The organism is Amycolatopsis heterodermiae (assembly GCF_034929455.1).
Classification (GTDB): Bacteria; Actinomycetota; Actinomycetes; order Mycobacteriales; family Pseudonocardiaceae; genus Amycolatopsis; species Amycolatopsis heterodermiae.
The window spans coordinates 25095-51918 of record NZ_JAYFSI010000008.1; the positions used below are offsets into that span (position 1 = coordinate 25095).

The 26824-nt window shown below is 71.4% G+C and carries 22 protein-coding genes; 9 read left to right on the top strand and 13 right to left on the bottom strand.

Translation table 11 applies throughout. From position 1 onward, the window contains the following. Positions 1–15: 15 nt before the first annotated feature. From VA596_RS30600 to VA596_RS30610, 3 genes are all read left to right on the top strand, one after another. Positions 16–1572: a sodium:solute symporter gene (locus VA596_RS30600; protein WP_323331673.1), complete on the top strand. Its 1557-nt coding sequence runs from the start codon at positions 16–18 to the stop codon at positions 1570–1572. 84 nt (positions 1573–1656) lie between these two features. After that, a complete protein-coding gene (locus tag VA596_RS30605) occupies positions 1657–2157 on the top strand; it encodes a DUF3455 domain-containing protein (protein WP_323331674.1) in 501 nt (166 codons plus the stop codon). A gap of 72 nt (positions 2158–2229) precedes the next feature. After that, complete coding sequence (locus tag VA596_RS30610; RefSeq protein WP_323331675.1) at positions 2230–2457, top strand: hypothetical protein; 228 nt, start codon at positions 2230–2232, stop codon at positions 2455–2457. On the opposite strand, the gene smc is transcribed toward VA596_RS30610, so the two are convergent. Beyond that, positions 2454–6056 (bottom strand): chromosome segregation protein SMC, encoded by a 3603-nt coding sequence (smc, locus tag VA596_RS30615; RefSeq protein ID WP_323331676.1) that lies wholly within the window; start codon positions 6054–6056, stop codon positions 2454–2456. The two genes, VA596_RS30610 and smc, sit on opposite strands and share 4 nt — an antisense overlap. A gap of 168 nt (positions 6057–6224) precedes the next feature. Further along, the gene (locus tag VA596_RS30620) at positions 6225–6512 is read right to left on the bottom strand and encodes an acylphosphatase (protein ID WP_323331677.1); all 288 of its coding nucleotides are present in this window, start codon (positions 6510–6512) and stop codon (positions 6225–6227) included. Positions 6513–6695: 183 nt separating this feature from the next. Here VA596_RS30620 and VA596_RS30625 point away from each other — a divergent pair, with 183 nt between their 5' ends. Then, complete coding sequence (locus tag VA596_RS30625; protein WP_323331678.1) at positions 6696–7304, top strand: hypothetical protein; 609 nt, start codon at positions 6696–6698, stop codon at positions 7302–7304. Between the two features lie 28 nt (positions 7305–7332). Here the strand turns inward: VA596_RS30625 and VA596_RS30630 are convergent, their stop codons facing one another. Genes VA596_RS30630 through kdpF form a run of 6 tightly spaced genes read right to left on the bottom strand, consistent with a single transcriptional unit; the run spans position 7333 to position 14987 of the window. After that, positions 7333–8028 (bottom strand): response regulator, encoded by a 696-nt coding sequence (locus VA596_RS30630; protein ID WP_323331679.1) that lies wholly within the window; start codon positions 8026–8028, stop codon positions 7333–7335. After that, positions 8025–10562: a sensor histidine kinase gene (locus VA596_RS30635; RefSeq protein WP_323331680.1), complete on the bottom strand. Its 2538-nt coding sequence runs from the start codon at positions 10560–10562 to the stop codon at positions 8025–8027. Before VA596_RS30635 ends, VA596_RS30630 begins: the two co-directional genes overlap by 4 nt. Positions 10563–10566: 4 nt before the next feature. Then, positions 10567–11178, bottom strand: coding sequence for a potassium-transporting ATPase subunit C (locus VA596_RS30640; RefSeq protein WP_323331681.1), 612 nt, complete (start codon positions 11176–11178; stop codon positions 10567–10569). Positions 11179–11182: 4 nt separating this feature from the next. After that, positions 11183–13228, bottom strand: coding sequence for a potassium-transporting ATPase subunit KdpB (kdpB, locus tag VA596_RS30645; protein ID WP_323331682.1), 2046 nt, complete (start codon positions 13226–13228; stop codon positions 11183–11185). Continuing rightward, entirely contained in the window at positions 13225–14886 is a 1662-nt protein-coding gene (gene kdpA / locus VA596_RS30650; protein WP_323331683.1) for a potassium-transporting ATPase subunit KdpA, read from the bottom strand. Before kdpA ends, kdpB begins: the two co-directional genes overlap by 4 nt. Beyond that, positions 14886–14987, bottom strand: coding sequence for a K(+)-transporting ATPase subunit F (gene kdpF, locus VA596_RS30655; protein ID WP_247062298.1), 102 nt, complete (start codon positions 14985–14987; stop codon positions 14886–14888). Before kdpF ends, kdpA begins: the two co-directional genes overlap by 1 nt. Positions 14988–15391: 404 nt before the next feature. On the opposite strand from kdpF, the gene asnB reads away from it, so the two are divergent. Together asnB and VA596_RS30665 are read left to right on the top strand one after the other, a co-directional pair. Beyond that, a complete protein-coding gene (gene asnB / locus VA596_RS30660) occupies positions 15392–17233 on the top strand; it encodes an asparagine synthase (glutamine-hydrolyzing) (RefSeq protein WP_323331684.1) in 1842 nt (613 codons plus the stop codon). A 34-nt stretch (positions 17234–17267) separates the two neighbouring features. Beyond that, on the top strand, positions 17268–17561 hold the full coding sequence (locus tag VA596_RS30665; RefSeq protein ID WP_323331685.1) for a hypothetical protein: 294 nt from the start codon (positions 17268–17270) through the stop codon (positions 17559–17561). A gap of 51 nt (positions 17562–17612) precedes the next feature. Here the strand turns inward: VA596_RS30665 and VA596_RS30670 are convergent, their stop codons facing one another. Further along, the gene (locus VA596_RS30670; protein ID WP_323331686.1) at positions 17613–19196 is read right to left on the bottom strand and encodes an RICIN domain-containing protein; all 1584 of its coding nucleotides are present in this window, start codon (positions 19194–19196) and stop codon (positions 17613–17615) included. A 366-nt stretch (positions 19197–19562) separates the two neighbouring features. Here VA596_RS30670 and VA596_RS30675 point away from each other — a divergent pair, with 366 nt between their 5' ends. Then, entirely contained in the window at positions 19563–21017 is a 1455-nt protein-coding gene (locus VA596_RS30675; protein ID WP_323331970.1) for an alpha/beta hydrolase, read from the top strand. Positions 21018–21033: 16 nt separating this feature from the next. Here the strand turns inward: VA596_RS30675 and VA596_RS30680 are convergent, their stop codons facing one another. Next, positions 21034–21525: an SRPBCC family protein gene (locus VA596_RS30680; protein ID WP_323331687.1), complete on the bottom strand. Its 492-nt coding sequence runs from the start codon at positions 21523–21525 to the stop codon at positions 21034–21036. A 62-nt stretch (positions 21526–21587) separates the two neighbouring features. On the opposite strand from VA596_RS30680, the gene VA596_RS30685 reads away from it, so the two are divergent. Then, positions 21588–22169 carry a TetR/AcrR family transcriptional regulator gene (locus VA596_RS30685; RefSeq protein WP_323331688.1) on the top strand — a complete coding sequence of 194 codons (582 nt, stop codon included), beginning with the start codon at positions 21588–21590 and terminating at the stop codon, positions 22167–22169. A 136-nt stretch (positions 22170–22305) separates the two neighbouring features. On the opposite strand, the gene VA596_RS30690 is transcribed toward VA596_RS30685, so the two are convergent. Genes VA596_RS30690 through VA596_RS30700 form a run of 3 tightly spaced genes read right to left on the bottom strand, consistent with a single transcriptional unit; the run spans position 22306 to position 25828 of the window. Beyond that, complete coding sequence (locus tag VA596_RS30690; protein ID WP_323331689.1) at positions 22306–23307, bottom strand: Gfo/Idh/MocA family protein; 1002 nt, start codon at positions 23305–23307, stop codon at positions 22306–22308. 29 nt (positions 23308–23336) lie between these two features. Further along, positions 23337–24824 (bottom strand): CoA-acylating methylmalonate-semialdehyde dehydrogenase, encoded by a 1488-nt coding sequence (locus tag VA596_RS30695; protein ID WP_323331690.1) that lies wholly within the window; start codon positions 24822–24824, stop codon positions 23337–23339. An 8-nt stretch (positions 24825–24832) separates the two neighbouring features. Further along, positions 24833–25828: a LacI family DNA-binding transcriptional regulator gene (locus tag VA596_RS30700; protein WP_323331691.1), complete on the bottom strand. Its 996-nt coding sequence runs from the start codon at positions 25826–25828 to the stop codon at positions 24833–24835. 114 nt (positions 25829–25942) lie between these two features. On the opposite strand from VA596_RS30700, the gene VA596_RS30705 reads away from it, so the two are divergent. Continuing rightward, entirely contained in the window at positions 25943–26821 is an 879-nt protein-coding gene (locus tag VA596_RS30705) for a TIM barrel protein (protein WP_323331692.1), read from the top strand. Positions 26822–26824 lie beyond the last annotated feature (3 nt).

The window sequence follows — 26824 nt, forward strand, 5'->3', positions numbered from 1 at the left end:
GAGTAGGAGAAGTCCATGCGGGGTGTCGATCTGGCCATCATCGTGGTCTACCTGGCGGCGATGCCGCTGATAGGCGTGCTGGTCGGGCGGAAACAACGGTCGGCGGCCGACTACTTCGTCGGCGAGCGCAGCCTGCCGTGGGGCGCGGTGATGCTGTCCGTGGTGGCGACCGAGACGTCGACGCTGACCGTGATCAGCACGCCGGGCCTGGTGTTCGGCAACGCGTTCCTGTTCCTGCAGCTGGCCTTCGGCTACATCATCGGCCGGGTCATCGCCGCGTTCGTGCTGCTGCCGCGGTACTTCCGCGGCAACCTCGTGAGCGCGTACGCCTTCCTGGGCAAGCGGTTCGGCTCGGGGCTGCAGGGCACGGCGTCGGTGACGTTCGTGGTGACGCGGCTGCTGGCCGAGGGCGTGCGGCTGTTCGCCGGCGCGATCCCGATCAAGGTGATCCTGGCGCACTACAACATCCACCTGGACTACTGGGTGATCGTGGTGATCCTGACCGCGCTGACGCTGATCTACGCCTACATCGGCGGGATCAAGGCGGTGGTCTGGGTCGACGTCATCCAGCTGACGCTCTACCTGGGCGGCGCGGCGGTGGCGGCGATCGTGCTGCTGAACAAGCTGCCGGGTGACTGGGCGAGCCAGGCTTCGGCGGACGGCAAGTTCATGCTCGTCGACTTCACGAAGAACCTGCTGACCAGCCCGTACGCCTTCGTGACGGCGGTGCTCGGCGGTGCCGCGCTGTCGATGGCCTCGCACGGCGCGGACCAGTTGATCGCGCAGCGGCTGATGGCCACGCGCAGCCTGCGCGACGGCCAGAAGGCGCTCATCGGCAGCGGCATCATCGTCACCATCCAGTTCGCACTGTTCCTGCTGGTCGGGGCGATGCTGTGGGTGTTCAACGGCCGCAAGTCGGTGGCGGCGCTCGGCCTGCAGAGCCCGGACGACGTGTTCTCGAAGTTCATCATCGACGACCTGCCGGTCGGGGTGTCGGGCCTGCTCATCGCCGGGGTGCTCGCCTCGACCATGGGCGCGCTCGCGTCGGCGCTGAACGCGCTCTCGACGTCGACGGTGGCCGACATCTACCAGCGCTTCACCAAGAAGTCGCCCGAGGACTCGAAGCTGCTGCAGCACGGCCGCATGTGGACGCTGATCTGGGCCGTGGTGTTCGCCGTGTTCGCGTCTTTGTTCTCCACCACGAAGAACTCCGTGATCGAGCTCGGCCTGGCCATCACCGGCTACACCTACGGCGCGCTGCTCGGGGCGTTCCTGCTCGGCCTGCTGATCAAGAAGGCGCGACAGGTGGACGCGATCATCGCGTTCGTCGCGACGGTCGTGGTGATGGCGTTCGTGATCCTCGGCCTGAAGTTCAGCGCCAAGACCGGCGGCCTGATCGGGATCGACTTCAGCAAGGCGGCCGGGGACAAGGTCGCGCTCGCCTACCCCTGGTACACGCTGCTGGGCGTGGTGATCACGCTGGTCGTGGGCGGGTTGCTCTCGCTGCGGCACCGTACGCCGGACCCGAAGGCGGTCACCGAGGAAGTCGAGGAAGAAGTGACTCCCGCCTGATTCTTCTGAACCGCTTCCGGCGGGCGCCCGTGTTGGTCATCGGGAGCCCGCCGGAAAGCGGCGGGAGGATACGAAGGTGGGAACATGAAACGGATTTTGGTTGCGCTCGCGGTCGGCTCGCTGGCCCTCGGTGGCGCGGCGACGGCTTCGGCCGCCACGTCGGCCCCGAAGGCCCCGGTGGCGGTCCAGGTCCCGGACGGCAACCGGCCGCTCGCCACGTACTCCGGCGACGGCGTCCAGATCTACGGCTGCACGAACGGCGCGTGGGCGCTGATCCAGCCCGCGGCCGTGCTGTCGAAACACGGCCAGCCGGTCGCGATCCACAGCAAGGGTCCGGTGTGGACGTCCATTGTGGACGGAAGCACGGTCGGCGCGGCCGCGGCGGCGACCTCGCCGCGTGACGGCGCGATCCCGGAGCTGCTCCTCAAGGCGAACCTGAACAGCGGCACCGGGGTGTTCGGCAAGGTCACCTACGTCCAGCGCCTGAACACCCGCGGCGGCCTCGCCCCGGCCGGGGCGTGCACGGAAGGCGCCCAGACCGCGGTCCACTACACGGCCGACTACGCCTTCTGGGTGGCCGCCTGACCGGCGGGAGAAAACCGCTGCCCCCTGTCTCCGCGCCGCCGTAAACTGCGCACGGGGACAGGGGGTTTTCTCATGGGGATCTTCGTCGGTATCGGCGTGGTCATCGTGGTGCTGCTCGTCATCGGCCTGGTGATGGACCGGCTCGACCGCAAGCGCGGGGTCAAGGGCGGCATGCTCCGGCCCAGCGGGCGCCGGCCGCAGCTGGGCGACGCCGGCAGCGTCGGCAACGACCTGAGCACCTACGAGCCGCGCGTCCGCGGCGAAGACCGGCCCGCGCCGCGCGAAGAAGACGTGCGCTAGCCGACCGCGACCGGCTCGTCGTCGGCCGTGCGGAGGCGCTGCGAGATCACCTTCGTGATGCCGTCGCCCTGCATGCTCACGCCGTAGAGGGCGTCGGCGATCTCCATGGTCGGCTTCTGGTGGGTGATGATGATCAGCTGCGACGAGTCGCGCAGCTGCTCCAGCAGCCCGATCAGCCGGCGCATGTTCGTGTCGTCCAGCGCGGCCTCGACCTCGTCCATGACGTAGAAGGGTGAGGGCCGGGCGCGGAAGATCGCGACCAGCATGCCCACCGCGACCAGCGACTTCTCGCCACCCGACAGCAGCGACAGCCGCTTGACCTTCTTGCCCGGCGGGCGCGCCTCGACGTCGACGCCGGTGGCGAGCAGGTCGTCCGGCTGGGTGAGGACCATCCGGCCCTCGCCGCCGGGGAACAGCACGCTGAAGACCGTCTCGAACTCGCGGGCGACGTCCGCGTACGCCCCGGCGAAGACCTCCAGGATCTTCTCGTCGACCTGCTTGATGACGGCTTCGAGGTCCTTGCGGGTGTCTTTGAGGTCCTCGAGCTGCGTGGAGAGGAACTTGTACCGCTCCTCCAGCGCCGCGAACTCCTCCAGGGCCAGGGGGTTCACCTTGCCCAGCAGGGAAAGGTCCTTCTCGGCGCGCTTGGCGCGGCGGGCCTGGGTGTCGCGGTCGTACGGCATCGGCGGCGGCGGGGTGACGTCCTCGCCGCGCTCCTTGGCCGCCTCGTACTCGGCCATCTCGCCCGCGCTCGGCGGCACCGGGTTGTCCGGGCCGTACTCCTGGACGAGGTCGGCGAGCCCGATGCCGAAGTCCTCGGCGATCTTGGCTTCCAGGGTCTCCAGCCGCAGCCGCTGCTCGGCGCGCTGGACCTCGTCGCGGTGCACGGCGTCGGTGAGCTTCTCCAGCTCGCCGGTGAGCTCGCGGACCTTGGCGCGAACGCCGGTCAGCGCGGATTCCCGGCTCTGGCGGCGGGCCTGGACCTGGTCGCGCTCGGTGGCCGCGCGCTGGACCGAGTGCTCGATGCGCTCGAGCGCGATCTCACCGCCGTTGACGACGGCGTTGGCGATCTCGGCGCCGCGCTTGCGGGCCGCGGCGGCGCGCTCGGCGCGTTCGCGGGCCTGCTGCTCGGCGTGCGCGGCGCGGCGGAGGCCTTCGGCCCGGCCCGCGATGCTGCGCGCCCGCTCTTCGGCGGTGCGCTGCGCGAGCCGCGCCTCCATCTCCTCCTGCCGGACGACGGCCAGCTCTTCGACGGCCAGGTCGCGCTCGGCGGTGTCCGGGTCGTCCTCGACCGGCTGCTCGGCCACGGCGGCGAGGCGTTCCTCCAGCTCGGCGAGCTGGGCCAGCGCCTGCACGCGGCTCTGCTCGACCTTCGCGCGCTGGCCGGAGAACCGCTCGACCTCGGCCTGCGCGGCCCGCGCGGCCTGCTGCAGCCGGTTGAGCCGCTCCGAGGAGCGGGCCTTGCGCACCTTGGCGTCGCCGAGGGCGTCCTTGGCCTGGGAGACCTCTTCGCGGCGGGCCTGCTGCTCGGCGCGAGCGCCCTCCAGCTCGGCCGCGTACTGCTCCAGCTGGCGTTCGGCCGTCCGCAGCCGCACGCCGGCCTCGTCGACGGCGGCCTGGACCTCGATCACGCTCTCGCGGGCGCCGGACCCGCCGATCGCCCAGCGGGCCCCGAAGACGTCACCCTCGGCAGTGACCGCGCGGACGTCCGGGTGCGTGGCGACCAGCTGCCGGGCCGATTCGAGGTCACGGACCAGCGCGAGCTTGTCCAGGGCCTGCTCGACGGCGGGCCGCAGCTGCGCCGGCGCGGTGACGACCTCACGGGCCCAGCGCGCGCCGTCCGGCAGCGCGGGCCAGCCGTAGGTGTCCACAGTGGACTCGGGCGCGCCCAGCACGATGCCCGCGCGTCCCGAATCGGTGTCCTTCAGGTACTTCAGGGCACGCAGGGCGTCGTGGCCGCCGGTGACGGCGACGGCGTCGGCGACCGGGCCGAGCGCCGCGGCCAGCGCGACCTCGTGGCCGGGCTCGACGGTCAGCAGCGCGGCGACCGAGCCGAGCAGGCCGGGCAGCTCGTGGGACGCGCCGAGCAGCGCACCCGCGCCGTCCTTGCGCTTGAGCCCCATCGACAGCGCCTCGACGCGGGCCTTCTCCGACGCGATCTCGCGCTCGGCGGTGCGTTCGGCCTTGACCAGCTCTTCGACGCGCGCCTTGGCCGCGTTGTTGGCCTCGACCGCGCGGTCGTGGCGGTCCATCAGGCCGGAGTCGTCGGACTCCTCGACGCCGCCCTCCGCCTTGGCCACTTCGAGCTCTTCGACGGCGATCTCCGCGCGTTCGGCGGACTCCTCGAGGGAGACGCTGAGCCGGTCGATCTCGTCGGAGGTGGCGCCGTTCTTGCTGCGCAGCGCCTCGACCTGGCCGGTCAGCTTGGCCATGCCCTCGCGCCGGTCGGCGATGGCGCGCACGGCGGCCCAGTGCGCGCGCTCGGCGGCCTGGACGCGCTGTTCGAGGTCCTCGCGGCGCAGCACGGTCTGGGCGAGCAGCTCCCGGGCCTCCATGACGGCCTCGTTGAGCTCTTCTTCCTGCTCGGCGACGCGCTCGGCCTCTTCGAGCAGCTCTTCGGGGTCGCGGCCGCCGGTGGCCGTGGCGACGTCGGCGGAGAGGTGGCGCTGGCGCTCGATCGCCAGGCGGACGGTGCCGCGCAGCCGCTCGGCCAGCGCCGAGAGCTTGTACCAGGTCTCCTGGGCGCTCTGCAGCAGCGGCGCGTCCTCGGCCAGCGACGACTCCAGCTCGGTCTCCTCGGCGGAGACGATCTCGAGGGCCTGCTCGACCTCGGCACGGCGCTGGCGGGCGACCTTCTCGTCGGCCTCTTCGCGGGCGATCGAGCCGCGCTGGGTGACCAGGTCGTCGGCGAGCAGGCGCAGCCGGGAGTCGCGCAGCTCGGACTGCACGGACTGGGCCTTGCGGGCGATCTCGGCCTGCTTGCCCAGCGGCTTGAGCTGGCGGCGCAGCTCGGTGGTGAGGTCGCCGAGGCGGTCGAGGTTGCCCTGCATGTTGGCCAGCTTGCGCAGGGTCTGTTCCTTGCGCTTGCGGTGCTTGAGGACGCCGGCGGCCTCTTCGATGAAGGCGCGGCGCTCCTCGGGCTTGGACTCGAGGATGGCCGAGAGCTGGCCCTGCCCGACGATGACGTGCATCTCGCGGCCGATGCCGGAGTCCGACAGCAGCTCCTGGACGTCCATCAGGCGGCAGCGGTCGCCGTTGATCTCGTACTCGCTGGCGCCGTCGCGGAACATCCGGCGGGTGATCGACACCTCGGCGTACTCGATCGGGAGCGCGCCGTCGGCGTTGTCGATGGTGAGGGTGACCTCGGCGCGGCCGAGCGGGGCGCGGCCCGCGGTGCCGGCGAAGATGACGTCCTCCATCTTGCCGCCGCGCAGGTCCTTGGCGCCCTGGGTGCCCATGACCCAGCGCAGCGCGTCCAGGACGTTCGACTTGCCGGAGCCGTTCGGGCCGACCACGCAGGTGATCCCCGGCTCGAAGCGCAGCGTGGTGGCCGAGGCGAAGGACTTGAAGCCCTTCAGCGTCAAGCTTTTCAGGTGCACTGGGTGCTGACCCCTCTGGCTGCCGGTACTGGCGTTTCAATCGTCCCAGGTTACCTGGGGGCGTCCGGGGACCGCCGGACGTGCCCCCTCACCGGCGCGCCTTAGCACAGCGTTCGCGTGCTCAGCAACCTCGTGCGCCACACCCGCCCCGGAAGTACCAAGGCCGGGCTACCGTTCGGCGAACCCGCTGAGCCCCCCTTTCGGGTCGGACCAGCGCTCTACGACAGTCTCCACACTTCCGGGTGATTCTCCGGACCGAAGGGCGATCAACAGCCGCTCACAGTGGTTTCGATCACCCTCCGCTATGACCTCGACACGACCGTCCGGCATGTTGCGCGCGCTGCCGACCAAGCCGAGCTCGAGCGCCCGGCTGCGCGTCCACCAGCGGAAACCGACACCCTGCACCCGCCCGCGGACCCACGCCGTCAACCGGGTGTTCGTTTCTTGCTCACTCACGCGTTCATCCTTTCCGGACAGATTGACTGCGCACCGTGATCACTCAGGCTCCCTACCTGGGCGAATGCGGCACGGACGGTGATAATCTCCCCGCCGAGGTCGCCCTCCCGGGTTCCCCCGCCCGGGGCAAGCAGTGATCGTTTGACGACCTCCGAGCCGCTTCCCGATCTACTAGGAGCCTGTATGCCCCGCCCCGACGGGTCAGATTCGAGCTCACGCATCACGAGGATCGACACCACCGCACCGCCGAAGAGCAGCAAACCGAACCGCGCCGGGTACGTCGTACTCGGGGTGGCCGGGCTGGTCGTCGCGACGGCGTTCGCCGCCGTCGCCGAGCTCGCCGGCCCGGCCCCCGCGACCACCGCGGGCGGCACCGGCGCCCCCGGCGGCCAGGGCACCTCGCCCGCCGGCGTCCAGTCGGTGCCGGCCACGCCGACCCCGGGCGGCCCGTCCACCCTCGGCGGCCCGCCGTCGCCGACGGACACCCCCTCTTCGAGCGCGCCGACGACGGTGGTCTCGGTCAGCCCGGACGGCAAGACGACCACCACGGTCGTCACCCAGGCCCCGCCGCCCCCGCGCAACGACACCGGGGGCAGCACCCCGCCGCCGCATTCCGACCCGCCCAGCCACACCACGACGCCGACCACCACCACGACGACGCCGACGACCACCACGACGTCCCCGCGGACGGACCCGCCCACCGACACGTCGACCCCGCCGGCGGGCGGCGGCGGCAGCTCGCCGGGCGCCCCGCCGGTCAGCACGACCGGCACCGCGCCGACGGCCAAGTAAGGCGCTCCGCAGGCAATCCGGCCAGGCGTCAGGCCTCGAAGCGGTAGCCCATGCCCGGCTCGGTCAGCAGGTGCCGGGGCCGCGAGGGCTCCGGCTCCAGCTTGCGCCGCAGCTGGGCCAGGTACACCCGCAGGTAGTGGGACTCCGTCTCGTACGACGGGCCCCACACCTCGTGCAGCAGCTGCTTCTGCGCGACCAGCCGGCCGCGGTTGCGGACCAGCAGCTCCAGCACGCCCCACTCGGTCTTGGTCAAGTGGACTTCGCGGCCGTCGCGGCGGACCTTCTTCGCCGCCAAATCAATGCTGAACGACTCCGTGTCCACCACCGCGTCCACGTCGTCGGCGCCGACGACGGCCGAGCGGCGGACCGCGGCGCGCAACCGCGCCAGCAGCTCGTCCATCCCGAACGGCTTGGTGACGTAGTCGTCGGCGCCCGCGTCGAGGGCCTGGACCTTGTCGGCCGAGTCGCCGCGCGCGGACAGGACGATGATCGGGACGGTCGTCCAGCCGCGCAGGCCGGCGATCACCTCGGTGCCGTCGAGGTCGGGCAGGCCGAGGTCGAGCACGACGACGTCCGGCTTGGTCTCGGCGACGGCCTTGAGCGCGGCCGTGCCGTCGTGCGCGGTGATCACCTTGTAGCCGCGGGCGTTGAGGTTGATCCGCAGCGCCCGCACGATCTGCGGCTCGTCGTCCACCACCAGCACGGTGGCCCCGGTGTCGCTCATCGCACCCCCTCTTCGACTTCGTGGTACGTAACGCTTTCGGCGGGCAGGGACACGACGACCGTGAGCCCGCCGCCCGGGGTGTCCTCGGCGCGGATCGTGCCGCCCATCGCCTCGGTGAACCCCTTCGCCACCGACAGCCCGAGCCCGACCCCCGGCGTCGCGTCCCGGTCGCCGCCGAGGCGCTGGAACGGCGCGAACGCCGAGTCCGCGGTGCCCTTGCGCAGGCCCTTGCCGTGGTCGACGATCCGCAGCTCGACGTGGCCGGAGTGGGCGCTGGCCCGCGCCGACACCTTGCCCCCGCCGTGCCGCAGCGCGTTGTCGAGGACGTTCGCCACGACTCGTTCCAGCAGGCCGGGATCGGCGAGCACGGACGGCAGCTGGTCGTCGACCGCGACGACCACCGCGTCCGAGGCGTCCACATTGGACAGCGCGTGCGCGACGACCTCGTCGTAGCCCACCGGGCGCAGGTGCGGTCGCACCGCGCCGGTGGCCAGCCGCGAGGAGTCGAGCAGGTTGTCGATCAGGCCGGCCAGCCGGTCCGCCGACAGCTCGATGGCCTCCATCAGCTCCGCGGTGTCCTCTTCGGACAGGTGCAGGTCCGGCGCGCGCAGGCTGCCGATGGACGCCTTGATCGACGTCAACGGCGTCCGGAGATCGTGCCCGACGGCCGAAAGCAGCGTCGTCCGCAGCTCGGTGGCCTCGGCCTTGCGCTCGGCCTTCAACGCGGCGTCGGCACTGCGTTGCTGGCGCAGGGAAAGCAACGCCTGCCCGGCAACGGCTTCCAGCACCCGACGGTCGGCCGCCGGCAACGCACGCCCGCGCAGCGTGAGGTGGACGTCGGCGGTGACCGCGATGTCGACGTCGGCCTCGTCCGGGTCGGCGCACGGCTGCTCGCCGGCGGTCGCGACGCGGTGCCACTCGCCTTCTCGCTTCTCCAGCAGCGTCACCGACGTCAGCGCGAAGTTCTCGCGGACCTTCTCCAGCAGCCGCTCGATCGGGTTCGCGTGGGTCAGGACCGTCCGCGCGTAGGACGCGAGCAGCGAGGCTTCCGTCCGCGCCCGCGCCGCCTGCGTGGCCCGCCGCGCGGCCTGGTCGACGACCAGCGCGACTAGCACCGCGACCACGACCATCGCGATCAGCGTCACCAGGTTCTGCGGCGTGTGCACGGTCAGCGTGTAGAGCGGCGGCGTGAAGAAGAAGTTGAGCAGCCCGGCGCCGAGCACGGCCGCGACCAGCGCCGGGCCGAGGCCGCCGACCAGGGCGACCACGACCGTGGCCAGCACGTACGAAATGACGTCGGTGGCGAAGTCGAGCCCGGCGGGCACGAACAGGCCGATGACGGTCACCAGCACCGGCAGCACGACGCTCAGCACCCAGCCCGCGACCAGCCGCGAGAACCCCAGCGGGCTCGCGCCGAGGCGGGCCCGCAGCCGGCCGCCCGCCTCGGAGTGGGTGACCATGTGGACGTCGATCGGCCCGGACTGGCGGACCACGGTGGCGCCGATGCCCTCGTCGAACAGCCGCGCCACGCGGGACCGGCGTGAGGTGCCGATCACCAGCTGCGTCGCGTTGACGCCGCGGGCGAAGTCCAGCAGCGCGGTCGGGACGTCGTCGCCGACGACGGTGTGGAAGGTCGCGCCGACCTCCTCGGCCAGCGTGCGGCAGCGGGCGATCGCGGTCGGGCCGAGCCCGGACAGGCCGTCCCCGCGCAGGATGTGGACGACCTGCAGCTCGGCGCCGGCCCGCCCGGCGATCCGGCTGGCGCGGCGGATGAGCGTCTCGCTCTCCGGCCCGCCGGTGATGGAGACGACGACGCGTTCGCGCGCCTCCCAGGTGTCGGTGATCTTCTGCTCGGCGCGGTAGCGCTGCAGCGCGACGTCGACCTGGTCGGCCACCCACAGCAGGGCCAGCTCGCGCAGGGCGGTGAGGTTGCCGGGGCGGAAGTAGTTGCCGAGCGCGGCGTCGATCCGCTCGGCCGGGTAGACGTTGCCGTGCGCGAGCCGCCGCCGCAGCGCCTCGGGCGTGATGTCGACGAGCTCGAGCTGCTCGGCGCGGCGGACGACCTCGTCGGGCACGGTCTCGTGCTGGGTGACGCCGGTGATCCGCTCGACGACGTCGTTGAGGCTCTGCAGGTGCTGCACGTTGACCGTGGACAGGACGTCGATCCCGGCTTCGAGCAGTTCCTCGACGTCCTGCCAGCGCTTGGCGTTGCGCGAGCCCGGCACGTTGGTGTGCGCGAGCTCGTCGACGACGGCGACTTCGGGGGCGCGGGCCAGGATGGCGTCGACGTCCATCTCCTCGAACGCGCGGCCGCGGTGCACGGCGTGCCGGCGCGGCACGGTTTCGAGGCCTTCGAGCAGCACCGCGGTCTTCTCGCGGCCGTGCGTCTCCACCAGCCCGGCGACGACGTCGGTGCCGCGGTCGAGGCGGCGCCGGGCCTCGCCGAGCATGGCGAAGGTCTTGCCGACACCCGGAGCCGCGCCGAGGTAGATCCTCAGCTCCCCCCGGCGCGGCTTCGTGTTCTGCGTGGTCACGCTGTCAGTGTGCCCCTCCGGCCGCACCTTGCACGGCCAAGTTGAGCTGGAGCACATTCACCCCGGGGATGCCGATCCCGGCGCCCGACGTGTTCGCCTCGACGAGCTGCTTCACCCGGTCCGCCGGCACCCCGGTCACCCGGGCGACCCGGGCGATCTGGAGGTCGGCGTAGGCCACGCTGATCGACGGGTCGAGCCCGGAGCCCGACGCCGTCACCGCGTCCGGTGGTACCTGATCGGGCGACACCCCTTCGCGCTTCGCGATGGCGTCCTTGCGTTCGCCGATGGTCTTCACGAGGTCCTCGTTGTACGGGCCCTTGTTGGACGCGCCGGACGTCGACGGGTCGCCGGGGCCGAGCGCGTCCTTCGAGAGCGCCGAGGGCCGGTTGTGGAACCAGGGGTCCTTCGCCGGGTCGGCGGGCACCGGGTCTACGCCGATCAGCGACGACCCGACGGCTTGGCCGTTCTGCGTGACGACCGAGCCTTCGGCGTGGCCCTCCAGCCCCGGAATGCGGGCGATGGCCCACACCGCCAGGGGGTAGAGCACGCCGAGCAGGACGGTCATGACGACCAGCACGCGCAGCCCGGCCCAGGTCTGCTTGACGAGAGTGTTCACGAGTTCACCCGATTCCAGGGATGAGGCGCACGAGCAGGTCGATCAGCCAGATCCCGAGGAAGGGGCTGACGATGCCGCCGAGGCCGTAGACGAGCAGGTTGCGGCGCAGCAGCGCGGAGGCCGACGACGGCTTGTACCGCACGCCGCGCAGGGCCAGCGGGATCAGCACGACGATGATCAGCGCGTTGAAGATGACCGCGGAGAGGATCGCCGACCTCGGCGTGGCCAGGTGCATGATGTTGAGCGCGCCGAGCTGGGCGAAGATGCCGGTGAACATCGCCGGCAGGATCGCGAAGTACTTCGCGAGGTCGTTCGCCACGCTGAACGTCGTCAGCGCGCCGCGCGTGATCAGCAGCTGCTTGCCGATCTCGACGATCTCGATCAGCTTCGTCGGGTCGCTGTCGAGGTCGACCATGTTGCCGGCCTCCTTCGCGGCCGACGTGCCGGTGTTCATCGCGACACCGACGTCGGACTGCGCGAGCGCGGGGGCGTCGTTGGTGCCGTCGCCGGTCATCGCGACCAGGCGCCCGCCCTCCTGCTCCTTCTTGATGAGCGCCATCTTGTCTTCGGGCTTGGCCTCGGCGAGGTAGTCGTCGACGCCCGCGTCCGCGGCGATGGCCTTGGCGGTGAGCGGGTTGTCGCCGGTGATCATCACCGTCTTGATGCCCATCGCCCGCAGTTCCTTGAAGCGCTCCTTCATGCCGGGCTTGACGACGTCCGACAGCCGGATCACGCCGTGCACCACGGTGTCCTCGGCGACGACCAGCGGCGTGCCACCCTGGGCGCTGATCTCGTCGACCACCCGCTCGGTCTCGTCGGGGAACTGCCCGCCGTTGTCACGCACCCACGCGCGCACGGCGGAAGCGGCGCCCTTGCGGATCCGCCGGTCGCCGACGTCGAGCCCGCTCATCCGGGTCTGCGCGGTGAAGGGGACGAACTCGCCGTGCACGTCGTCACCCGCGTGGGCCTCGGTCAGCTCGACGACGCTGCGTCCTTCGGGCGTCTCGTCGGCGAGGCTGGCCAGCCGGGCGGCCCGCGCGAGCTGGTCCGGCGTGGACGTGCCCACGGGGATCAGCTCGGTGGCGCGGCGGTTGCCGAAGGTGATCGTGCCGGTCTTGTCGAGCAGCAGCGTCGAGACGTCGCCCGCGGCTTCAACTGCGCGGCCGGACGTCGCGAGGACGTTGCGCTGCACCAGCCGGTCCATGCCCGCGATGCCGATGGCGCTCAGCAGCGCGCCGATCGTCGTCGGGATCAGGCAGACCAGCAGCGCGGTCAGCACGATCACCGACTGCTCGCTGCCCGAGTAGCCGGCCATCGGCTGCAGCGCCACGACGGCGAGCAGGAAGATGATGGTCAGCGTGGCCAGCAGGATGGTCAGCGCGATCTCGTTCGGCGTCTTCTGCCGGGAAGCGCCTTCCACCAGAGCGATCATGCGGTCCACAAAGGACTCACCCGGCTTGGTCGTGATCTTCACGACGATCCGGTCGCTCAGCACGGTCGTGCCGCCGGTGACGGCGCTGCGGTCACCCCCCGACTCGCGGATGACCGGCGCGGACTCGCCGGTGATCGCCGACTCGTCGACGGTCGCGATGCCCTCGACGACGTCACCGTCACCCGGGATCACCTGGCCGGCCTCGACGACCACGAGGTCGCCGATCTTCAGCTCGACGCCCGGTACCTGCTCTTCGCCGTTCGCGGTGAGACGCCGCGCGACGGTCTCCTTCTTCGACCGCCGCAGGCTTTCCGCCTGCGCCTTGCCGCGTCCTTCGGCGACGGCTTCGGCGAGGTTCGCGAAGAGGACCGTGAACCACAGCCAGATCGCGATCAGGATGGTGAACACGCTCGGGTCGGTCACCGCGAAGACGGTGGTCAGCGCCGAGCCGACCCACACCACGAACATCACCGGGTTGGCGAGCTGGTGCTTGGGGTTGAGCTTCCGGAAGGCGTCCGGCAGCGACGTCCAGAGCTGGCGGGGGCTGAAGACCCCGGCGCCGACGCGACCGGTGTGTTCTTCCTGGGTCACCTGAGGTCGTTCTTCGGTGACGGTCATGCGAGTGCCTCCGCGATGGGCCCGAGCGCGAGCGCCGGGATGAACGTGAGGGCCGCGACGAGCACCACCGTGCCGGTGAGCATGGTGGCGAACAGCGGCCCGGTGGTGGGCAGCGTCCCCGCGGTCTCGGGGACCTTCTTCTGCGCGGCCAGGGAACCGGCCAGGCAGAGCACGGCGACGATCGGGATGAACCGGCCCAGCGCCATGGCGACGCCGAACGACGACTGGAACCAGTCGCTCGTCGCGGTCAGGCCGCCGAACGCGCTGCCGTTGTTGTTGCCGGTCGAGGCGTAGCCGTAGAGGATTTCGGACAGGCCGTGCGCGCCGCTGTTGCCGAGCGCGCCCGCGGTGCCCGGCAGCATCAGCGCGATGCCCGCGCCGAGGAGCACGACCGTCGGCATGGCCAGCATCGAGATCGCCGCGCAGGTGACCTCGCGCTTGCCGAGCTTCTTGCCCAGGTACTCCGGCGTCCGCCCGACCATCAGGCCGGCCAGGAACATCGCGATGATCGCCATCACGAGGATGCCGTAGAGGCCGGTGCCGACGCCGCCCGGCGAGATCTCGCCGTAGAGCATGTTCAGCAGCGGACCACCGCCGCCGAGCCCCGAGAGACTGTCGTGGGCGCCGTTGATCGCGCCCGTGGACGTGCCGGTCGTGGTGTCGGCGAAGATCGACGTGCCCGAGATGCCGAACCGCTGTTCCTTGCCCTCCATGCTCGCCCCCGCGGCCAGCGCGGCCGGGTTGCTCGCCTTGGCCTCGGAGAACCAGATGATCGCCAGCGAGGCGGCCCAGAGCAGGCTCATCACGCCGAGCAGGACGTACCCCTGCTTGGGCTTACCGACGAGCTTGCCGAACGTGCGGGTCAGGCTGACCGGGATCACCAGGATCAGGAACAGCTCGATCAGGTTCGTCCACGCGTTGGGGTTCTCGAACGGGTGCGCCGAGTTGGCGTTGAGGATGCCGCCGCCGTTGGTGCCGAGCTCCTTGATCGCCTCCTGGCTCGCCGCCGGGGCCAGCGCGATGGTGCTCCGGCTGCCGTCGGGGTTCGTGACGGCGACACCCGCCTTGAGGCTCTGGACGACGCCCAGCGCCACGAGCACGAGCGCGAACACGAAGGCCATCGGCAGCAGTACGCGGACGGTGCCGCGCGTGAGGTCCACCCAGAAGTTGCCGAGCCGGTCGGTCCGCGAGCGGATGAACCCGCGGGTCAGCGCGATGGCGACGGCCAGGCCGACCCCCGCGGACAGGAAGTTCTGCACGGTGAGCCCGGCCATCTGCACGAAGTGGCCCATCGTCGTCTCGGGGACGTAGGACTGCCAGTTCGTGTTGGTGACGAAGGAGATCGCCGTGTTGAACGCGACGCCGGGGCTCACCGAGCCGCGGCCCAGGCCCCACGGCAGGATCGGCTGCAGCCGCTGCAGCAGGTAGAGCAGGACGACCGAGACGAACGAGAAGCCGAGCACGCCGGCGGCGTAGGTCGGCCACCGCTGCTCGGCGTCCGGGTTGACCCGGAAGAGCTTGTAGAGCCCCTTCTCGAGCTTCAGGTGCTTCCCGGTGGAGAAGACGCGCGCCATGTAGTCGCCGAGCGGCCGGTAGACCACGGCGAGGGCGACGAGGAGGAGGCCGAGCTGGACGAGCCCGGCCGTGGTGTCGGACATCAGAATTTCTCCGGCCTGATCAAGGCGACGAACAGGTAGACGAGAAGGCCCAGCGCCAGCAGTCCGCCGACGACGTTGGCCACGGTGCCCGCGCCACTCACAGCTTCTCCAAGCCACGCAGGGCCAGCGCGATAACTACGAAGATGCCGATCATCAGAACGGCGTAGAGCAAGTCGGCCACTAGGCACCTCTCAGGACAGGTCACCGCTTTCGGTGACCAGGGACGACGCCACTGTGCGGCTGCGAGAGGCCGGTGCGGAGGCCGGCTGACGGCGCGTTAACGCCGTCCTGATGCGCATTTACGCCGTCTTTATGGCGGGTGGCGCCGGTCACGCAAGCGTTTGCCTTCGCCACGGCGCCGTCGCGGTTGGTGAGTGACTCACGGCACAGTGGGTGACCGAATGAGTGCGGAACGTGCAATTCGGGCAGACAAGATCTTCGCGCCGTGTTACACCTGTGTTACCGATAGTTGTACTAGCTAAGTATCTGTTTGGGAGGGGTACACATGTGCGGTATCGCCGGCTGGGTTTCCTACGACGCCGACCTCACCCGCCGTCAGGACGTGGTCGACGCGATGACGGAGACCATGGCCTGCCGCGGCCCGGACGACGTGGGCACCTGGGTGCGCACGCACGTCGCGCTGGGACACCGGCGGCTGGCCATCATCGACCTGCCCGGTGGCCGGCAGCCGATGTCCGTGCACACGCCGAACGGTGACGTCGCGATGGTCTACAGCGGTGAGACCTACAACTTCACCGAGCTGAAGGACGAGCTCACGAAGCTCGGCCACAAGTGGGAGACCGACAGCGACACCGAAGTGGTGCTGCACGGCTACCTGCAGTGGGGCGACGCGGTCGTCGACCACCTCAACGGCATGTACGCCTTCGCGATCTGGGACGAGCGCGACGACCGGCTCGTGATGATCCGCGACCGGATGGGCATCAAGCCGTTCTACTACTACCCCACCCGGGACGGCGTGCTGTTCGGGTCGGAGCCGAAGGCGATCCTGGCCAACCCGCTCGCCAGCAAGGTCGTCGACACCGACGGCCTGCGCGAGCTGCTGGCGTTCACCAAGCGTCCCGGCTGGTCGCTGTGGAAGGACATGGAGGAGGTCCAGCCCGGCACCATCGTCACCGTGTCGCGCGAGGGCGTCCGCACCCGCACGTACTGGAAGCTCGACGCGAAGCAGCACACGGACGACCAGGAGACCACGGTCGAGCGCGTCCGCGAGCTGATGACCGACATCGTGCACCGCCAGATGGTCGCCGACGTCCCGCGCTGCGTGCTGCTGTCCGGCGGGCTCGACTCGAGCGCCGTCACCGGCCTGGCCGCCGCGCGGCTGGCCGAGCAGGGTGAGCAGCTGCGCACGTTCTCCGTCGACTTCTTCGGCCAGGAGGAGAACTTCAAGCCGGACGAGATGCGGGACACCGCGGACTCGCCGTTCATCCGCGACGTCGCGGACCTGGTCGGCTCCGCGCACCAGGACGTCATGCTCAACCCGGCGGAGCTGAGCGACCCGGCGGTGCGGCGCGCGGTGCTGAAGGCCCGCGACATCCCGGCCGGGCTCGGCGACATGGACACGTCGCTGTACCTGCTGTTCAAGGCGATCCGCGGCGAGTCGACGGTGGCCCTGTCGGGCGAGTCGGCCGACGAGGTGTTCGGCGGCTACCGCTGGTTCCACGACGAGAAGGCCGTCAACGCGGACACGTTCCCGTGGCTGGCCTTCCGGTCGTCGATGATGGACGAGCGGGCATCGCTGTACACGCCGGAGCTGGTCCGCAAGCTGAACCTCGAGGCCTACGTCGCGGACCAGTACGCGACGGCGGTCGCCGGGGTCGAGCACCTCGACGGCGAGTCCGAGCGCGAGGCGCGGATGCGGACGATCTGCAACCTGCACCTGACCCGGTTCGTGCGGATGCTGCTCGACCGCAAGGACCGCGCGTCGATGGCGGTGGGCCTGGAGGTCCGCGTGCCGTTCTGCGACCACCGGCTGGTCGAGTACGTCTACAACACGCCGTGGTCGCTGAAGACGTTCGACGGCCGGGAGAAGAGCCTGCTGCGGCACGCGACCAAGCACGTGCTGCCGGACTCGGTGCGGGACCGCGTGAAGAGCCCGTACCCCTCGACGCAGGACCCGGGTTACGCGGCGGCGTTGCAGCAGCAGGTCAAGGAGGTCCTCGCGGAGCCGAACCACTCGGTGTTCGGGCTGGTCGACAAGGCGTGGGCGCACCGGGTGTCCGAAGTGGACCCGGCGACCATGGACCCGGCGGCCCGGATCGGCCTGGACCGGCTGCTCGACCTGTACCACTGGATCGACATGTACCACCCGACGCTCGAACTCGCTTGACCTCGAGTCCTCTTGAGGTACCAGGCTGGGTGGCATGAAGGTGCTGCTGTTCGGCCGCAACCCGGCCACGGTCTCGAGGGTGACGGCGGCGCTGTCCGCGGCGGGTCTCGCCGCGGACGGCGTCGCTTCGGAGCAGGCGGCGCTGTCCCGGCTGGGCCTGGTGGACGCGCTGGTGCTGGGCGCGGGAGTGGTGGGCCCGCTGCGCGAGCGCCTGACGGCGGCCGCGGTGCGGCACGGGGTGCGGTGGGTGCAGGGGCCGCACATCCTGCCCGAGCGGGACGCGCTGGAGTACGTCCGCACGGAGATCCTGCCGAAGCTGACCCGCTGATCCGGCCCGAGGCGGGGACCCGGGCCGGGCCCGCGTCCCCGCCAGGTCAAATCAGGTCGACGGAACCGGGACGAGGTCCCAGACCTGGTCGGTGAACTGCGGCAGGCAGTCGAACTGCGCGGCCGGCGAGCCGTTGCGGTTGTCCGACCCGAACACCACCGCGCACCGGTTGGTGCCCAGGTTGCGCAGCTGGACACCGCCGGTCACGCTGACCACGTCCCACCGCTGGTCGGCGAACTGCGGCAGGCAGTCGTACTGCGTGAGCGCCGCGCCGTTGGTGTTGTCCGACGCGTGCGCGATCAGGCACCGCTTGGTGGCGTGGTCGCGCAGCAGGAAACCGCCCGCGGGCTGCGGGTCGAGCTCCCACGCCTGGTCCGCGAAGCTCGCCGTGCAGTCGTACTGGAACGCCGGTGCGTCGTTGACGTTGTTCGACCCCTGAACGGCCAGGCAGCGCTGCGAGAACTTGTTGACCGCCTGGACCGTGTCCGGCCGGCCGGAGACCTCCCAGACCTGGTCCGCGAACTGGGGCAGGCAGTCGAACTGCGCGGCCGGCGAGCCGTTGCGGTCGTCCGACCCGAACACCACCGCGCACCGGTTCGTCACGCGGTTGCGCAGCTGGACGCCGCCGTCGACCGGGACGACGTCCCACAGCTGGTCGGCGAACTGCGGCAGGCAGTCGAACTGGACCAGCGGCGCGCCGTTGACGTTGTTCGCGCTGTGCACGATCAGGCAGCGCTTCGTGAAGTGGTTGCGCAGCAGCACGCCACCCGCGGGCTGCGGCTCGAGCTCCCACGCCTGGTCCTCGTAGGCGCCCGGGCAGTCGTGCTGGAACGCGGGCGCGTCGTTGACGTTGTTCGCGCCCTGCACGGCCAGGCACCGGTGGGAGAAGTGGTTGGCGAACCGGACGATCCGGGGCGCGACCTGGTCGGCGATCCAGCCGGCGATGTCGTCCGTGCGGGCCGCGACCGAACCCTGCCGCGTCCCGGTGACGGCCAGGCAGTTGTGCTGCCACGACCCGGTCGCGACGCCCGCGAGCTCGACCCGGCCGTTCGGCGAACGCAGCAGCGGGCCGCCGGCGTCGCCGAGGCACGGGTCGTCGCCGGTCGGGCTGGTCAGCGGGATCGTCGTCGCGGTGGCGGCACCGGTCGTGAACGGCGCGGTCGCCAGGCGGTCGGGGGCCCATTCCGTGGTGGTGCGGCCGAAGCCGTCCAGCCGCAGGGTTTCCGCGGCCGCCGGGGCCGCGGACCCGATCGGCAGCGGCGTGACGCCGGGCACCGGGTAGGAGAGCTTGGCCAGCGCGACGTCCCGGTCGGCGCGGGCGACCACCGACGTGACCCGCAGGACCTGGCCGGCGTTCGTGCGGAGGTCGGCCCGCCCGACGACCACCGTGGCGGGCTTCGCGGGCGGGGCGGGCTGCGCGCCGGCACCGGGCAGGCACCCCGCGGCCGTGACTATCCACTGTGGAGCGACGAGCGCGGCGGAGCAGGACGCCGTGTCCGTCGTGATCTTGGCGGCGAACCGGTCGGCGCCGTCCTGGACCGGCTGACCGCCCGCCAGTGCCGAAGCGGACGCCGGGACGAGGAGCGCACCGGCGGCGGCGAGGACCGCGGCGAACAGGACTCTGTGTCTTCGCATGCTGAACTACCCCTGGGTCGCGTGGAACTACCGGACACGACCGGGCATCGGCACACGGCGTCGGTCGGGACGCCCCTCGGCGTTCCCGGTCCCCCTCGTCGTGCGGCCCTCCCCGGCCGCTGCGCCGAGACTAGCGGTCCCGGACATCGGGACATCAACGTCACGAACCGCCCTTACCGGCCCTGACCTGCCCGAACACCCGGTGAGGCCCCACGATTCGGCCATTCCGGGGACAGTTCGTGACCCGGGCCATAGCGGGGGCGCTCCGCCGGGCGCCAGTGACACCACGTCACCGGCGCTCGTGACGCCGGCACACTGCCCGGATCGCGTCCGGCCCGCTGGAATCGGGGCATGTCCACGACACCGATGAAGAAGATCCTGCTGGCGGCCGCCGTCGTCGCGGTCGCCGCGACGGCGGTGGTGCCCGCCGCCTCGGCCGCGCCGGCCGCGGGCGGGCTGAAGTGGGGGCCCTGTCCGGCGGGTGCCTTCCCCACGCCCGATCTCGAGTGCACCACACTGCCGGTTCCACTGGACTACCGCGACCCCGGCGGCCGCAAGATCGACATCGCCGTCTCGCGCCTGCCGAGCAAGCACCCCGAAAAGCGGCGCGGCGTGCTGTTCACGAACCCCGGCGGCCCCGGCGTCGAAGGCCTGGACTACCCGCAGCTGCTGGCCATTCCGAGCCTGCCGGCGCCGCTGCCGCAGAGCGTGCGGGACCAGTACGACGTCATCGGCTTCGACCCGCGCGGCATCGGGCACAGTGCGCCCGTCACCTGCGACCTGACGCCGGAGCAGCAGGCGGTCGGCAACCTGCCCTACCCCGAGAACCCCGCCGACGTCGTCGAGCAGGCGCAGATCTCGAAGGCCGTGGCCCGGCAGTGCGCGACGTCCTCGACCGGCTGGATGCTGCCGCACGTGACCACGGCGAACACCGCGCGGGACATGGACCGCATCCGGGAGGCACTGGGCGAGCCCACGCTCTCCTACCTGGGCGCGTCCTACGGCACGTACCTGGGCGCGGTGTACACGACGATGTTCCCGCGTAACGGCGACAAGATCGTGCTCGACAGCAACCTCGGGCCCGGCGGCTACGACATCGACGCGATGCACGCGTTCTCCCGGGGCCTGCAGGACCGGTTCCCGGACTTCGCGAAGTTCGCCGCGGCGCACCCGGAGTACGGGCTGGGCACCACCCCCGCCCAGGTGACCGCCAAGTTCTTCGAGCTGGCCGCCCGCCTGGAGAAGGCGCCGGTCGCGGGGATCGACGGCTCGGCCTTCCGCGGGCTGGCGTTCAGCTACTCCTACGGCGACGCGCAGTTCCCGGACCTCGCGGCGGCGTGGCAGGCGCTGGACAAGGGCGAGACGCCGAAGCTCACGGGCGAGATCACCGAGAACATGCTGGCCGCCCGGCTCGCCGTGGTCTGCACCGACTCGCGCTGGCCGCGGTCGCTGGCGAGCTACCAGGCCGACGTCGCGATCGACCGGATCCGCTACCCGATGCTCGGCGCGGCCACGGCGAACATCTCGGCGTGCGCGTACTGGCAGACCCCGGCCACCGAGCCGAAGGTGCGGATCACCGGGAACGGCCCGTCGAACGTGCTCCTGGTGCAGAACCAGCGTGACCCGGGCACCCCGCTGGTGAACGCCCGCAAGCTGCGCGCGGCCTTCGGGAACCGGGCCCGGATGGTGACCGCCGACGAGGGCGGCCACGGCGTCTACGTGGTGGCGGGCAACCAGTGCGCCAACACCGCGGTGACGAACTTCCTGGTGACGGGCGAACGTCCGGCGCGGGACACCTTCTGCGCGGCGGAAACGCACTGACCGAGGGCCCGGCCGATCAGGCGTGATCGGCCGGACTCAGCCGTCCGGCGCGCATAGTGGCCAGCGTGCGGAGGAACCGGACGTACGGCGACCAGCGCACCGGCCGGGCGACCCGGCCGGTCACCGCCAGTTCGGCGCGGTCCAGGAGCTGTTCCAGGAGCGCGTCGTGCAGGGGGCGGAACACCAGTGGCCAGCTCAGCCGGGCCCAGCCGTGGAGCGTCCCGGCCAGGACGTGGGTCAGCGTTCCGTCGTCGGCGGTGAATTCGTGGTAGCCGTGCAGGCCTTTCGGCGCGGTGAACCGGAACCGCAGGCGATCGGGTTCGACCTCCTCGAGCACGTACCGGACGGGGCCGTGGCCCGCGGTCGTGCCGGGGACCGGCGGGCCGTCGAGGCGGGTGGGCGGCCAGTCGGCGACCGGCCAGAGCCGGTCGTCCGGGGTGCCGAGGCCGGCCAGCAGCTCGGGTGGCACAGGGTGCGGGAACCGCCGGGTGTGGACGTTGCGGACCATGGCGCAAACCTCCGTTCTGGAGACTGTCCTCCAGAACGTATCAGAGGATAGTCTCCAGAACCATGGGCAGGCCCGCGACGCACACCCCGGCACAGTTCCTCGACGCCGCCACGGCGTTGTTCGCCGAAGGCGGCGCCCGCGCGGTCACGATGGCCGCGACGGCCAAGGCCGCGGGCGCGCCGAACGGCTCGATCTACCACCGTTTCCCGGACCGCCCGGCGCTGCTGGCCGCGCTCTGGCTCCGCACCCTGCGCGACTTCCAGGACCTGTTCGTCGAGACGCTGGGCGACGCGGCTTCGGTGGACGCGGCGGTCGAGGCCGCGACGAGCGTCGTCCGCTGGTGCCGCAAGCACCCCGACGGCGCGCGCGTACTCGACGCGGGCAAGCAGGCCTTCGGCCCCGCCGACTGGTCACCCGAGGCCGTCACCGCCGTGACTGCGGCGGAGGAGGAACTCCGCAAGGTCCTGAAACGCGCGACGATCGCCCTGCCCCCGCTCACCGGCTGCACCGACGAGGACGTGGTCCTGGCCCTGGTCGAGATCCCCCGCGCGGTGGTCCACCGCTACCTCTCGACCGGCCGCACACCCCCGCCTAAAGCCGCCGACCTGGTGGAACGCACAGTCCGCAAACTCCTCCGCCCGTGATCACAAGGTCGACACACGTGATTGGCGGGTCGACACGCGTGATGGGCGCGACGACACGACCGGCCCGCGGCGTGTCGTCCCTCTGATCACGCGTGTCGACTCCGCAATCACGCGTGTCGACCTCTCCGTCACGGAGTCAGCGGCGGACCTCCGCCAGCTTCACCGGGCGGCGCTCCCGCCGGGAGACCTCGCAGGCTTCGGCGATGTAGAACGCTTCGAGCGCATCGGCCGCGACGCACGGCGAAGGGGCTCGACCGGCTACGACGTCGAGGAACGCTTTCAGTTCCGTGGTGTACGCCGGGCGGAAGCGCTCCATGAAACCCGGGTACGGCGGGCCCGGCAGCAGCGGGACGCCTGGTTCGACCGACCGCAGCGGCGCCCGGTCGTCCATGCCGACCACGACGTTCGCGGCCGAGCCCAGCACGTCCAGCCGGACGTCGTACCCCGCGCCGTTGTAGCGGGTCAGCGACACCGTTGCCAAGGTGCCGTCGTCCAGGGTGAGGGTCGCCGCCGCCGTGTCGACGTCGCCCGCGTCGGCGAAGAACCGCTCACCGCGGTTGGCGCCGATCGCGTAGACCTCCTCGATCTCACGGCCGCTCACCCAGCGGATGACGTCGAAGTCGTGGACGCCGCAGTCGCGGAACAGCCCGCCCGAGTGCGCGACGTACTCCGCCGGCGGGGGCGCCGGGTCGAACGTCGTCGCGCGCAGCGTGTGCAGCCAGCCCAGCTCACCCGACTCGACGGCCGCCCGGGCCGCCGCGTACCCCGCGTCGAACCGGCGCTGGAAGCCGATCTGGACCGGGACGTCCGACGCGCCGATCCGGTCGATCACCGCCAGGGTGCCCGGGATGTCGGCCGCGACCGGCTTCTCGCAGAACACCGGCAGGCCCGCGTCGACGGCCGCGATGATCAGCCCCGGGTGGGCGTCGGTGGCCGCGGTGACGACCAGGCCGTCGAGTCCCGCGGCGAACAGCCCCTCGATGCTCGCCGCGACCTCCACTCCCAGCTTCGCCCCCGCCGCGGTGGCGCGCGCGTGATCGACGTCGGCCACCACGACCGACTCGACCTCGTCGAACCCCTTGAGCGTCTCCGCGTGCGCGGTGCCGATCCGCCCGGTGCCCGCCAGTCCCAACCTCATCGTCGTAAACCCTCCTGTGTCTGCGAAGTTCAGCCGTGCGTGGGGAAGCCCAGGTCGACGCCCCGTGCCTGACGCGGCCAGCGTGACGTGACGGCTTTCGCCCGGGTGTAGAAGCGGACGCCCTCGGCGCCGTGGACGTGGGTGTCGCCGAACAGCGAGTCCTTCCAGCCGCCGAAGGAGTAGTAGGCCATCGGGACCGGGATCGGGACGTTGATGCCGACCATGCCCACCTGCACGCGGCGCTCGAACTCGCGCGCGGCCAGGCCGTCGGTGGTGAAGATGGCCGTGCCGTTGCCGTACGGGTTGGCGTTCACCAGCGCGAGGGCCTCCTCGAAGCTGTCGGCGCGGACGACCACCAGCACCGGGCCGAAGATCTCGTCGGTGTAGACGGACATGTCGGTCGTGACGTGGTCGAACAGCGTCGGCCCGACCCAGAACCCGGCGCCGGGCCCGTCGAACGTCCGGCCGTCGACGACCAGGGACGCGCCCGCCTTCTCCCCTGCGTCCACATAGGACACGATCCGGTCGCGCGCGGCGCCGGTGACCACCGGCCCCATCTGCGACGACGAGTCCGTACCCGGCCCGGTCTTCAGCTCGCGGGTCCGTGACGCGATCGCCTCGACCAGCTCGTCACCGCGGTCGCCGACCGCCACGACGACCGAGATCGCCATGCACCGCTCCCCCGCGCTGCCGTAGCCCGCGGACACCGCCGCATCGGCCGCGCCGTCGAGGTCGGCATCCGGGAGCACGATCATGTGGTTCTTCGCACCGCCGAGGGCCTGCACGCGCTTGCCCGCGGCCGTGCCGGTTTCGTAGACGTGGCGGGCAATCGGCGTCGACCCGACGAACGACACCCCGGCGATGTCGGGGTGCACCAGCAGCGCGTTGACGGCCTCGGCGTCCCCCTGGACGACGTTGAGCACGCCCGGCGGCAGCCCGGCCTCGTCGAACAGCTCGGCGAGCCGGACCGACGCCGACGGGTCGCGGTCGGACGGCTTGAGCACGAACGTGTTGCCGCAGGCGATGGCGATCGGGAACATCCACATCGGCACCATCACCGGGAAGTTGAACGGCGTGATGCCGGCGACGACACCGAGCGGCTGGCGCAGCGAGTACGCGTCGATGCCGCGGGAGACCTGGTCGGAGCGCTCACCCTTGAGGACCTGGGCGATGCCGCAGGCGAACTCGACGACCTCGAGACCGCGCTGCACCTCACCGGCGGCGTCCGACAGCACCTTGCCGTGTTCCGCGGTGATCAGCGCGGCGAGCTCGTCGCGGTGCGCGTCGACCAGTTCGCGGAACTTGAACAGGATGCGGGTGCGGGCCGACAGCGAGCTGTCGGACCAGTCGAGCGACGCCTTGACCGCCGACGCGACCGCGGCGTCCACGTCGTCCTGGCCGGCCAGCACGACCTGCCGGGCCACCTCGCCGGTCGCGGGCTGGAAGACGTCGCCCCGGCGGGGCGACACCCCGGGGGTGCGGGCGCCGTCGATCCAGTGGTGGACGAGTTCGGGCACGATCGCTCCTAAGCTCGGGCGGTGGTCGCGCGGACCACCAGTGACGGGTGCAGCAGGTGCCGGACCGGTTCGGTGCGCTCCCCGCGCACGCGCTCGATCAGGGCTTCGAAGGCCAGCCGGGCCATGTCCTTGCGCGACTGGTCGATCGTGGTCAGCGAAAGGTGCCGCAACGCGGCGAGCGACGTGTTGTCGTAGCCGACGACGGAAACGTCCTCCGGCACGCGCAACCCGGCTTCCTCGAGCGCCGAGATCGCCCCCACGGCGTTGAAGTCGTTGCCGGAGACCAGGCCCGTGGGCAGGTCCGGGCGCGAGTACGTGGCCAGCAGTTCCCGCACGGCGTTCTCCCCGCCGACGTCGGTGTGCTCGCTGCGCACCACGATCGGCTCGAGCCCGTGGCCGCGCATGGCGGTCTCGAAGCCGCGCCGCCGCTGCGCCGCCCCGGCCGCGCCCCCGCCGTCGAGGTGGGCGATGCGCCGGTGGCCGAGGCCGACCAGGTGGTCGACGGCCAGCGCGGAGCCCGCCTCGCCGTCGTCGTTCACCGTGTCCACTGTGGACGCGCGGGCCGTGCGCGAGACCAGCACGACCGGGCACTGCTTGGCCGCGACCTGGATCGCCGAGGCCGGCACGACCGGCGACAGCAGGACGATGCCGGCCGGGCGGAAGGACAGGAGGTTGTGCAGGGCGTTCCACTCGCGCGTGGGACTGCGGCCGCCCGTGTTGAGGATCAGGTCGAAGCCCGCGGCCTGCGCGGCGGTGTCCAGCTCTTCGACGATGTCGGCGAAGAACGCGTTGCGCAGGTCGTTCACCATCACGCCGAGCACCGTCGACGTCCGGCTCGCCAGCGACCGCGCCATGAGGTGCGGCTGGTACCCGAGCTCCTCGGCCGCGCGCAGCACGGCGGCCCGGCGCGTGTCGGACACCTTCGGTGAATTCCTCATCACCAGCGAGACCAGTGCGCGGGAAACTCCCGCTCGCGCGGCGACGTCCTCCATCGTCGGGCGCATGACCGCACCTCCCCTGATCTCGGAAAACTCGGGCCTTGACTTGCTGTGACGGACGCTACAAGATTAGAGCGCTCTAATCAATAGAGCGCTCCAACGGACCAACGGAGGCCCTCTGTGTCAGCGACGATCCGAGTAGCCGCCGCCCCGATCTCCTGGGGTGTCTGCGAAGTCCCGGGCTGGGGCCGGATGCTGGACGCGCCGACCGTGCTGGGCGAGATGGCCGAACTCGGCGTCCAGGCCACCGAGCTGGGCCCGCCGGGGTACCTCCCCCGCGACCCGGCCGAGCTGCGGGCGCTCCTCGGGAAGTACGACCTCAAGCTCGTGGGCGGCTTCCTGGCCGTCGTGCTGCACACCGAACAAGAGAAAGCCCTGGCCGAAGCCGAAGAGTCCGCCGCGTTGTTCGCCGCGTGCGGGGGTGACGTCCTCGTGCTCGCCGCCGCCACCGGGCTCGACGGGTACGACGCGCGCCCGCAGCTCAGCGGCACCGAATGGGCGACGCTCGTCGAGACCGCCGGCCAGATCCGGGACATCGCGCGCGGCCACGGCCTGCGCACGGTGCTGCACCCGCACGTCGGGACCCACGTGGAGCAGCAGGCCGAGGTCGAGCGCTTCCTCGCCGACTCCGATCTGGGGTTGTGCCTGGACACCGGGCACCTGATGATCGGCGGGACCGATCCGGTCGAGCTGGCGAAGCGTTTCCCCGAACGGGTGGAGCACGTGCATCTGAAGGACGTCCGCGAAGACCTCGCCGCCGAGGTGCGCGCGGGAAGCCTCGGCTACACCGAGGCGGTCGGGCGGGGGCTCTACGTGCCGCTCGGCGAGGGCGACGTGGACGTGGCGTCGATGGTGCGCTCCGTCCAGGCCGCGGGCTACGACGGCTGGTACGTCCTCGAACAGGACACCGCCCTCGGCGCGGCGAGCCCCGACGACGTGCCTCGCCGCGACACCGAGCGGAGCCTGGCCGAACTCGCGAAGATCGTGGAATCCCTCTAACTG

What these genes read in the sequence shown, in the direction of transcription:
- VA596_RS30670 (WP_323331686.1), bottom strand. Translation starts at nt 19,196, where the DNA reads ATGCGAAGACACAGAGTCCTGTTCGCCGCGGTCCTCGCCGCCGCCGGT.
- VA596_RS30700 (WP_323331691.1), bottom strand. Translation starts at nt 25,828, where the DNA reads ATGCGCCCGACGATGGAGGACGTCGCCGCGCGAGCGGGAGTTTCCCGC.
- VA596_RS30630 (WP_323331679.1), bottom strand. Translation starts at nt 8,028, where the DNA reads ATGAGCGACACCGGGGCCACCGTGCTGGTGGTGGACGACGAGCCGCAG.
- VA596_RS30665 (WP_323331685.1), top strand. Translation starts at nt 17,268, where the DNA reads ATGAAGGTGCTGCTGTTCGGCCGCAACCCGGCCACGGTCTCGAGGGTG.
- VA596_RS30605 (WP_323331674.1), top strand. Translation starts at nt 1,657, where the DNA reads ATGAAACGGATTTTGGTTGCGCTCGCGGTCGGCTCGCTGGCCCTCGGT.
- kdpA (WP_323331683.1), bottom strand. Translation starts at nt 14,886, where the DNA reads ATGTCCGACACCACGGCCGGGCTCGTCCAGCTCGGCCTCCTCCTCGTC.
- kdpB (WP_323331682.1), bottom strand. Translation starts at nt 13,228, where the DNA reads ATGACCGTCACCGAAGAACGACCTCAGGTGACCCAGGAAGAACACACC.
- VA596_RS30600 (WP_323331673.1), top strand. Translation starts at nt 16, where the DNA reads ATGCGGGGTGTCGATCTGGCCATCATCGTGGTCTACCTGGCGGCGATG.
- VA596_RS30625 (WP_323331678.1), top strand. Translation starts at nt 6,696, where the DNA reads ATGCCCCGCCCCGACGGGTCAGATTCGAGCTCACGCATCACGAGGATC.
- VA596_RS30685 (WP_323331688.1), top strand. Translation starts at nt 21,588, where the DNA reads ATGGGCAGGCCCGCGACGCACACCCCGGCACAGTTCCTCGACGCCGCC.
- VA596_RS30680 (WP_323331687.1), bottom strand. Translation starts at nt 21,525, where the DNA reads ATGGTCCGCAACGTCCACACCCGGCGGTTCCCGCACCCTGTGCCACCC.
- VA596_RS30690 (WP_323331689.1), bottom strand. Translation starts at nt 23,307, where the DNA reads ATGAGGTTGGGACTGGCGGGCACCGGGCGGATCGGCACCGCGCACGCG.
- asnB (WP_323331684.1), top strand. Translation starts at nt 15,392, where the DNA reads ATGTGCGGTATCGCCGGCTGGGTTTCCTACGACGCCGACCTCACCCGC.
- VA596_RS30610 (WP_323331675.1), top strand. Translation starts at nt 2,230, where the DNA reads ATGGGGATCTTCGTCGGTATCGGCGTGGTCATCGTGGTGCTGCTCGTC.
- VA596_RS30675 (WP_323331970.1), top strand. Translation starts at nt 19,563, where the DNA reads ATGAAGAAGATCCTGCTGGCGGCCGCCGTCGTCGCGGTCGCCGCGACG.